Source organism: Lactobacillus sp. (assembly GCF_051893255.1).
Classification (GTDB): domain Bacteria; phylum Bacillota; class Bacilli; order Lactobacillales; family Lactobacillaceae; genus Lactobacillus.
In genome coordinates, this window is record NZ_JBJFHB010000025.1 from 18,182 (window position 1) to 27,247 (window position 9,066).

The 9,066-nt window shown below is 48.1% G+C and carries 7 protein-coding genes; 6 read left to right on the plus strand and 1 reads right to left on the minus strand.

Annotation, left to right across the window (positions count from 1 at the left end):
• The first annotated feature begins 212 nt into the window (after positions 1-212).
• The 5 genes from ACI4WN_RS02220 (at position 213) to ACI4WN_RS02240 (ending at position 6,564) form a co-directional block, all read left to right on the plus strand.
• Positions 213-1,913 (plus strand): ABC transporter ATP-binding protein, encoded by a 1,701-nt coding sequence (locus ACI4WN_RS02220; RefSeq protein WP_439776791.1) that lies wholly within the window; start codon positions 213-215, stop codon positions 1,911-1,913.
• Positions 1,903-3,576, plus strand: a complete 1,674-nt coding sequence (locus ACI4WN_RS02225) for an ABC transporter ATP-binding protein (RefSeq protein ID WP_439776792.1) — start codon at positions 1,903-1,905, stop codon at positions 3,574-3,576. Before ACI4WN_RS02220 ends, ACI4WN_RS02225 begins: the two co-directional genes overlap by 11 nt.
• Positions 3,577-3,924: 348 nt before the next feature.
• On the plus strand, positions 3,925-5,097 hold the full coding sequence (locus ACI4WN_RS02230) for a GGDEF domain-containing protein (RefSeq protein ID WP_439776793.1): 1,173 nt from the start codon (positions 3,925-3,927) through the stop codon (positions 5,095-5,097).
• Between the two features lie 30 nt (positions 5,098-5,127).
• Complete coding sequence (locus ACI4WN_RS02235; protein ID WP_412131581.1) at positions 5,128-5,718, plus strand: hypothetical protein; 591 nt, start codon at positions 5,128-5,130, stop codon at positions 5,716-5,718.
• A 33-nt stretch (positions 5,719-5,751) separates the two neighbouring features.
• Positions 5,752-6,564: an HAD family hydrolase gene (locus ACI4WN_RS02240; RefSeq protein ID WP_439776794.1), complete on the plus strand. Its 813-nt coding sequence runs from the start codon at positions 5,752-5,754 to the stop codon at positions 6,562-6,564.
• 133 nt (positions 6,565-6,697) lie between these two features.
• On the opposite strand, the gene plsY is transcribed toward ACI4WN_RS02240, so the two are convergent.
• On the minus strand, positions 6,698-7,336 hold the full coding sequence (gene plsY, locus ACI4WN_RS02245; protein WP_439776795.1) for a glycerol-3-phosphate 1-O-acyltransferase PlsY: 639 nt from the start codon (positions 7,334-7,336) through the stop codon (positions 6,698-6,700).
• Between the two features lie 93 nt (positions 7,337-7,429).
• Between plsY and ACI4WN_RS02250 the strand changes: the two genes are divergently transcribed.
• Positions 7,430-9,066 (plus strand): DNA gyrase/topoisomerase IV subunit B (locus ACI4WN_RS02250; RefSeq protein WP_439776796.1); only part of this gene is annotated, 1,637 nt, incomplete at its 3' end.

Here is a 9,066-nt window from a genome sequence, read left to right on the forward strand (position 1 = left end):
TGAGTAGTTACTAAAAAGTGCGAGATGGTTCCGCAAATTTTAGTAACTAGACGGTATTTGGCGAGATTGAGACGCATTTTTTAGTAACTAGACGGTATTTGGCGAAGTCGCTGCGCAAATTTTGGAAACTGCAGACATAGCGCTTGCAGGTAACCAAGGTGAATGCTATGTTAAAGATATAACCTTGCTATTATTTTCGGGAGAAAAAGCACATGGAAAAAGAGGAAAAATCGCTAAGAAGCTATTTCACCGACCAGTGGAAACCGCTGGCCGTAGTGACGGTTTCTGGCATTATCTACAACGTCGGCATGGCAGCCGGGCCCTGGTTTGAAGGGCAGCTGGCCCAGTGCCTGCTCAATATCTTGGAGAAAAAGACAACCTATTTCACCATGGTCCGCCTGGCTCTAGGCTATGTTTTGACCATTTTCCTGGTCCAGTTCATGCGCTACTTAAAGCGTCTTTATGTCCGCAAGTTTGCCAACCGGACAATTTTGACCCTGCGGAGCCAGCTTTACTATGCCTTGCTGACTGGGCAAAAGCAGACCGATATCGGGGACGTGATGACTAAGGCCCTGTCTGACGCGGATGACTGCGCGGAAGGGATGCGGAAGTTTACGACGGAAATTTTTGACACAGGCGTGGTCATGGTCGTTTATCTTTGCATGCTATTTGCTTATGACTGGCGGTTGACCCTGCTCGTCTTGATCTTCCCGCCGCTAGCCTATGTTTTGGCAGCCGGCTTGAAAAAGCCCGTCACCACTAGCGTGGCCAATGCCAAAAAGGCAACAGGGGAGCTTAACAAGGCGACTTTAGACCGGACGCAAAACGCCTTAACTTACCGGATTTTTGGCGTTGAAGACAGCCAAAATCGCCACTACGAAAGGTATCTGAAGAACTACGAGCAAAAGCAGATCAAGGCTGGCGTCTTGATCAACGTGGCTGAGCCGCTTTATTACATTGTTTCTTCCATCAGCTTTATTTTGATTATTTATTTAGGTGGCAAAAATGTCCTGGGCCAGGGCTGGCAAGCCTGGAACCTGGCAGCTTTTTCCACTTATTTGGCTTGCTTTGGCAAGCTGGCTGTTAAGTCCTCCCACGCCGCCAACCTCTTCAATGCCGTGCAAAAAGCGGAGGTATCTTGGCACCGGATCAAGCCGCTCTTAAATCAAGAAGCGGCCCCAGCAAAGCAGGTTGCTAAGAGCGGGGACTTACAAATCAAGGACTTGGCCTTTTCCTGGGATCAAAAGCCGCTTTTGCAAAAAGTCAGTCTCACTGCGAAACCGGGCCAAATCGTGGGCATTACGGGACCTGTTGCTTGCGGCAAATCGACCTTGGGAAGAATCTTTTTGGAAAAAATTCCTTACAAAGGTTCTGCTAGCTTGGGCGGACAGGAGGTTAAGGACTTGTTGGATAAAGTGGTCCTCTGCTCCTACCAAGGGCACCAGCCCCAGCTTTTCTCAGCCTCAATTGCCGATAATATAACTTTGGGACAAAAAGAAGATCTAACTTTAGACCAGGTGCTAGGCGATGCCAATCTGACTCCCGACTTAAAGGAAATGCCTAATGGCGCAGATACCGAAGTGGGTGACCGCGCCCAGCTTTTGTCAGGTGGGCAAGCCGCCCGCGTTGCTTTAGCTCGGGCTCTTTACTTTAAGCGGCCGCTCTTAGTTTTAGACGATCCCTTTGCCAGCGTCGATGAGGACACTGCTCAGCATATCTTGGCTGCCTTGAAGACAAACTACCAAGATCGGATTATCTTGCTGATTTCTCACCGGTTAGAGTTCTTTCCGCAGCTGGATTCCGTTCTTTATCTAGACGGTGACCAGACCCGTTTTGGAACTCATGCTGAATTAATCGCCGAATCGCCGGGTTACCGTAAGCTCTTTGAAGGGGGTGAGGCAAATGCCAAGTAAAAAAGCGTCGCCAATCAAGGTTTTCGCCAAAGCCATTGGCCACTATCCTGGACTGACTCTATGTTTAATCTTGGTTATCGTGCTCGATGTGGTGGCTGCCTTAGCGCCGCCGCTTCTTTTAGGGAAAATCGTCGACAGCCTGACGACTACTTCTGCTCAGTTGCTTTTGTATAGCGGCCTAGCCTATTTTGCTAGCTTGCTTTTGGCCAAGCTGCTGGAGGCGGTCCGCGAGGGGATGATCACTGTTTGGGGCGAAAAATTGACCCACGAAATTCGCTCGCAGATGGCTGCCAAATTAAAAAAGCTGCCGGCTAGCTACTACGCTCAAGAGGGGAGCGGCAGTCTGGTATCACGCTTTGTCAACGATGTTGATACTCTGGAAGACCTTTTTTCATCTGGCATCGTCAACATGATTGCTGACTTGGCGTCAGTCATTGGGATTGTGGTAGTCATCTTTAGTAAAAGCGTGGGACTTGGCATTTTGCTCTTGCTATTTTTGCCGATCGTCTGGCTCTTTACGGTTAAGATTCAGCAAAAGTCATACAGAGCCCAGTTGGACAACCGGAAGGCAATCGCTGACGCCGACCGGGTTCTGCCGGAAACAACAGCCAACCTCTTGACCATTCACCTCTACCGGGCGCAAAGCTTCATGAAGCGCCACTATGAAAAAATCCTCAAGAGAAGCTTTGATGCTATGCAGCAGTCTAACTTCTGTGACTCCGTTTATTCACCAGTCGTCATTTTCATCCAAGCAGTCTTAACCGGCTTGATGCTTCTGCTTGCCAGTCTGGGCGGGCCTTGGCAGAGCTTTTTCGGCATCAGTGCCGGGACAGCCGTCGCCATCATTGCCTACGTCGGCCAGGTCTTTACCCCACTGTCCTCAATCGGGATGGAAATCCAAAACATCCAAGCCGCGGCGGCCGGCAGCCAGCGGATTGCCAACTTTTTAAGCGCGAAGGAGCGGCCTGAAGAGACTGAAAGTTTAGGAAATAACGCTAAAGCTGAAAGAAGCAACAGTCTTCCTGCCATTGAGATCAAAGATCTAACTTTTGCCTACCCGAATGGCAAAAAGATTTTTGACCACTTTAACTTGATGATTCGTGAAGGAGAGAAGGTCACCCTGAAAGGGCGGACCGGTGCCGGCAAGAGCACCCTTTTTAAGTTGATCTTGGGCCTATATGCTCCGCAAGGAGGAAGCATCAAGATTTTGGGTCAAGACGTCCAGACCCTGCCAGATAACCAAAAGCGCCAGCTATACGGCTGCGTTGAGCAGACTTTCCAGCTGATCGACGGGAATCTGGGCGAGCAGATCAGCCTAAGAGATCCAGCAATTAGCGAACAAGAAATCTGGCAGGCACTGGAAACTGTGGGCCTGACCGATGCGGTTAAAAAGCTGCCGGATGGCCTAAACAGCCGCGTGACCAATGCGACATTTTCCCATGGCCAAATGCAGCTGCTGACCATTGCCCGGGCGATTTCAGCCAAGCCGCGCCTGCTTTTATTTGATGAAATTACGGCTAATTTAGACCGGGAAACCGAAAATCGTCTGCTGGAAGCACTGGAGAGGGCCAGCCAGGGCAAGACTCTTTTGTCCATTTCTCACCGGACCGAGTTGCTTAAGGATGGGCGGATTATTGAGATTAAAAGAAATAATCACAATTAGCTAATTGCTGTTATCTAATAATCCATATAAAAGATCTGGTTTATTTCCAATTAAATATAGCTAATTTTCCCTAAAACCAGCAAAATAGGCCTTTTCACAAGATAATCATTATCCTATAATTAAGGCGACGGCTCGATTGCCAACTGACTGAAAAGAGGCCCGGAAAGTAAATGAATTTCAATTTTCAGATTTGAAAAAGCTTTCGCAGCTTTTTAGCGAAACAGTTAATCCAGGTGTCGTGGGCCATGAAGAGCATTGGGAAAACCCGCGCCATATTAGGAAAAACAACCATTATTAGGAATGTAATTCGGACCGTAGTTAAAACTTTTTGGGAAAAATGTGATAACGATGGAAGAAAGAAAAAAGACTAAGGACCGAGCAATTAAGGCCCTCAACCAGGAACTAGAAGGCAACGAGACCGCCTTTCGATCGTACTTAAATTCAGATTTATTTTTACAAGTGGTAGCCACCAACAATGTTTGGATGGGTATTGCGGTATCATTTTTAGTCAGCCTAATTGGCTGCCTTGGCTTATTTGGCTTAAGCAGCTCTTTTGCAGGAAGGCCAGCAATCTTATATGTGCCTAGCGAGCTGGTTTACTATTTGTTGTTACTAGTCAACCTGCCGCACCTTCTTTTGCTCTATTATTTCACGCAAAATGGAGCAAAGTTTCAGGCAATTACCCGAATTCGCTGGTGTTATGGCAACTTGATGGTAAATGCCATTTTATCGGGCATAACCATTTACAGCACCCAGATCGGCAGCAGCTTTCTCTTTGAAACAGTTTTGATCATGATTGCCATCTGCTGTTTGCCTTATTACCACAAGTGGTATGGCTTTTTGCTAGTAATTCTTAGCTTTAGCTCAGCCATGCTGGTATTAATGGAAACCCGTATCAGGCTAGCCTGGCAGGACCAGTATGATATCTTTCTTTTTTACCTGATTTGCCAGGTAATTATTATCCTCAGAAGACGTTGGTTTAGACGGTCGTCTTGGTACAACTATGTAGTTAACGAAACTAGCGGCCAGCTCTTTTTAAGGAGCCGGACTGATGAGTTAACAGGTCTGGCCAACCGGATGGCCCTGCGTGAGGACTTCCCCAATTACCTTCGGCAAAACTTGGGCATTGCCATGATCGACTTGGATGACTTCAAGTATTTTAACGACCATTATGGCCACGCTTACGGGGATCTGGTCTTGCAGAAGCTGGGCCAGTTTTTGATGGACAATGTGGCCAACCACCATGTCCACTGTTACCGCTATGGGGGTGACGAAGCCCTGATTATGGCCACAGGCACAGAAGAGAATGATTTTGTCGAGCAGCTACTCTTAGTCCAGTGGAACTATGCTAAAATGAACAAGAACCTGGAAAGCCCAGCCACTTTGAGCATCGGCTACTGCACCGGGATAGTTGATTCTGAAGAAGAGCTAAGAAACGCCATTAAGCAGGCAGACGCGAGCTTGTACCAAGCTAAAAAGCAGGGCAAGAACAAGGTACTGGGGCAGGCTTTCCAAGCGTAAGCAAAGCAAGAGAATAATAAGTGAGGATCCATGTATACTTACCAAAGACCAGAAGATATCAAGATTTACCGCTATTTGACCTTAGACGCAGTCAACGCTGCCTTAGCCAAGCTGAAGGCGGAAAAGGGCATTGTCCTAGAAGCCCAGGCAACGGTGGGCACGGCTGGCAATTTTGTCACAGAAAACAACGGCGTTTTTGACATCGATTACCAACTGGTGGTCAGCAAGCTGCCAGAAGATTTGTCAGCAGCTGAGCTTTTAGAAACCGTTAAAGAGGTATTGCCAAGAGAAATGGCCAGCAAGTTTGAAGCTGGTCGTCCTTGTGACCAAGCTCTGACCTTTTTACATCGGGCTAAAAAATCCGGCAAGGTCAACTTTAAGGTTGACTTGACCGTTGTAAAAAAGGCCGACGGGGAAGAAAGCCGCTTAGTTGAAAAAGACGGTCAGGGCGCCTGGAGCGAAGCCTTTAACTACCGCTTTTTGACGATTGAAGAAGAAACCATCAAGGACTGGGACCAGTGGGAAGATGTTCGAGAAGAATATTTGAAGCTGAAAAATGATCGCCCTGACGACTTGTCCATTGACCTTTACCGGCAGGCAGTAGAAAATATTTATGGTTAGTTTTTTGAAAAAATAGATTTCGGAATAAGAAAAGTGACTGAAGAAAAGAAACGTAGAGAAATCAAGTTAATCGCAACCGACATGGACGGCACATTGGTCAATGATCAAAAAGAAGTGCCGGCATCTTTTGATAACTGGGTCTTGTCTCACCCGGACCAGCAGATGGTGATTGCCAGTGGCCGGCCTTATTACACTAACGAGGAACTTTTTTCCAAGATCAAGGACCACTTGATCTTCATCGGCGATAACGGCGGCGTCATCTACCAGCAAGGGCAAGTTCTGGCCAAAAGTGGCCTGACCAGCGAAGAAGCAGCCTTTTGCCTGAACCTTTTTAAAGATGATCCAATTGCCAGTCCAATCTTGTGCGGGCTCAAAGAAGGGATCAGCCATGATCCTAAAGACGACAAGAACTTTTTGAAGCAGCTGGACACTTACTATATCAAGCGCCGCTACTCCGAAGACTTGGCAAAAGAAGTGGACAGCGACGAAATCATCAAGGTGTCGGTCTACTTCGGCGACCGGGATGCCGAAAGTCGCTTTAAAAAATTGCCACCGATGCCGGCCGACATGGACGCCGTTTTGGCCGGACCAGAATGGATCGACTTCGTCAATAAAGACGCCAACAAGGGCACGGCCTTGACCAAGATTGCCAAGATGAAGGGGATTCCTGAAGATGAAGTCATGGCTTTTGGCGACTACTTAAACGACTACACCATGTTGCAAGCAGCAGGCTTGTCCTACGCCATGGTCAACGGACACCCGGATTTAAAGGCGATTGCCGACGAAATTGCCCCAAGCAACAACGAAGAAGGGGTTATGCAGGTTTTGCGGCAGCTGTTTGATTAGAGCAAAAGTAAATAGACCAAAGAAAAAGCTTGGTTCACCAGTGGTGAATCAAGCTTTTCATTCTGCTTAAAAAGTAAAAAAATGTTCGGCTTGCGTTCTGAACTTTTGTTCGATATACTTAACTTAGTCAGGGCTACTTCTTGATCTGTCCCTTAGACTTTTTATACCAGTAGTAGAGGCCAAATGGTACCAGGTTTTCGTTCCCATTCAGGATCCGCTTGATGTTGGCCCGGTGGCTCCACCAAATCAGGATCACCAAGACGCCAGACATGATGGTCAAGAAGCTGTCATGGAAGAAGAAGCTGGAAATAAAGATCAAGATGACTGAAATCAGACTGCTCATGGAGACCATGCTGGTGATGAGCAAGAGAGGGATAAAGAAGCAGGCACACAGGCCAAAGAACTTGACATTGTAGCCTAAGAGGAAACCAGCCGTCGTCGCTACGGCCTTGCCGCCCTTGAACTTGAGGAAGATCGAGAAGGCATGGCCCAAGATGGCTGCCGCCCCAAAGACCAAGCAGTAGTGGTGATCGCCTAGATGGAAGATCACTGGCAGGCTGGTCGCTAGGGTCCCTTTAAAGAAGTCCACTAAGAAGACGACCGTGCCGGCTTTTGGCCCTAAAACCCGAAAAGTATTGGTCGTTCCGATGTTATGTGAGCCATACTCACGGATGTCTTTGTGGTAAAATAGTTTTCCGACTAGCACGCCCGTCGGAAATGAACCGATCAAATATGCTAAAATTAGTAGTAATGCAAATTTTATTGCAAACATTGTATCAACTCCGTTTATTCTGTCTTAGTTATTTTAACAAATAACGGCCATAATTGATATGATGTTCAACAAACTTGGAGAGGATGTATATTTTTGGCAAAGAATACCTATGACGATTCTTCAATCCAGATCCTGCATGGCCTGGAAGCCGTCCGCAAGCGGCCCGGCATGTACATTGGATCAACCGATATTCATGGCTTAAACCAGTTAGTCTATGAAATCGTCGACAACTCCGTTGACGAAGCCATGGCTGGCTACGGTAAGGAAATCAACGTTACCATTCACGAGGACAACTCCGTGACTGTGCAAGACTTTGGGCGGGGGATGCCAACGGGGATGCACGCTTCTGGCCGGCCAACCATTGAAGTCATCTTGACGGTTCTGCACGCCGGCGGGAAGTTTACTGAACAAAACTACAAGACTTCCGGTGGTTTGCACGGGGTTGGGTCTTCCGTCGTTAACGCCCTGTCCACCTACATGAAGGTGCACGTGGTCCGCGATGGCAAAGCCTATGAGGAAGAATTTCAAAATGGGGGCCAGCCAATCGGCACCTTGAAGTGCCTGGGCAAGACCAATGAGAAGACCGGGACGACTATTACCTTTAAGCCGGACCCGATGATTTTTTCTACGACTAAATATAACTACGAAACTATCGCCGAAAGAATTCGCGAATCTGCCTTCTTGCTCAAGGGCGTTAAGTTCGCCTTGACCGATGAGCGTGAGCCAAATCACCACGAAGTCTTCCAGTTCGATGATGGGATTGAAAGCTTCGTGTCTTACCTAAACGAAGGCAAGGGGACCATCGGCAAGGTCTTCTACTTTGAAGGCCAGCAAGACGGGATGGAAGTGGAATTTGCCGGTCAATACAGCGATTCTTACTCAGAAAACTTCGTGTCTTTCGTTAACAACGTCCGCACCGCTGATGGTGGTTCCCACGAAGTGGGGGCTAGAAGCGGCTTCACCCGGGCCTTTAACGACTATGCCAAAAAGCAGGGCCTGCTAGGCAAAAAGGACAAGCTGGACGGGTCAGACTACAGAGAAGGCCTTAGTGCAGTTTTGTCCATCAAGATCCCAGAAGAAATGCTGGAATTTGAAGGGCAGACCAAGGGCAAGCTGGGGACCCCGCAAGCTCGAAGCGTGGTCGACTCCATCGTCTACGAAAAGATGTCCTACTACCTGATGGAAAACGGGGAATGGGCCCAGGAACTGGTTAAAAAGGCTCAGCGGGCTAGAGATGCCCGTGAAGCGGCCAAGAAGGCTAGAGACGAATCTCGAAACGGCAAAAAGCGCCGCAAGAAGGAAGTCTTGTCGGGTAAATTAACTCCCGCTCAATCCCGTAACCCCAAGAAAAACGAACTCTTCTTGGTCGAAGGGGACTCCGCTGGTGGGTCTGCCAAGCAGGGTAGAGACCGGCGCTTCCAAGCCATTTTGCCTTTGCGCGGGAAAGTTTTGAACACCCAAAGAGCCAAACTGGCTGACATCTTCAAAAATGAAGAAATCAACACCATGATCCACACCATTGGTGCCGGCGTTGGCACGGAATTCAAGGTGGAAGACTCCAACTACGACAAAGTCATCATCATGACTGACGCGGACGACGACGGGGCCCACATCCAGATTCTGCTCTTGACCTTCTTCTACCGCTACATGCGGCCGATGATTGAGCAAGGCAAGATCTATATCGCCCTGCCGCCGCTTTACCGCATTAGTAAGAAAGACACCAACCTTTA

Excerpts from the sequence above, each read along its gene's own strand:
- ACI4WN_RS02220 (WP_439776791.1), top strand. The coding sequence starts at position 213 with ATGGAAAAAGAGGAAAAATCGCTAAGAAGCTATTTCACCGACCAGTGG.
- ACI4WN_RS02225 (WP_439776792.1), top strand. The coding sequence starts at position 1,903 with ATGCCAAGTAAAAAAGCGTCGCCAATCAAGGTTTTCGCCAAAGCCATT.
- ACI4WN_RS02230 (WP_439776793.1), top strand. The coding sequence starts at position 3,925 with ATGGAAGAAAGAAAAAAGACTAAGGACCGAGCAATTAAGGCCCTCAAC.
- ACI4WN_RS02235 (WP_412131581.1), top strand. The coding sequence starts at position 5,128 with ATGTATACTTACCAAAGACCAGAAGATATCAAGATTTACCGCTATTTG.
- plsY (WP_439776795.1), bottom strand. The coding sequence starts at position 7,336 with ATGTTTGCAATAAAATTTGCATTACTACTAATTTTAGCATATTTGATC.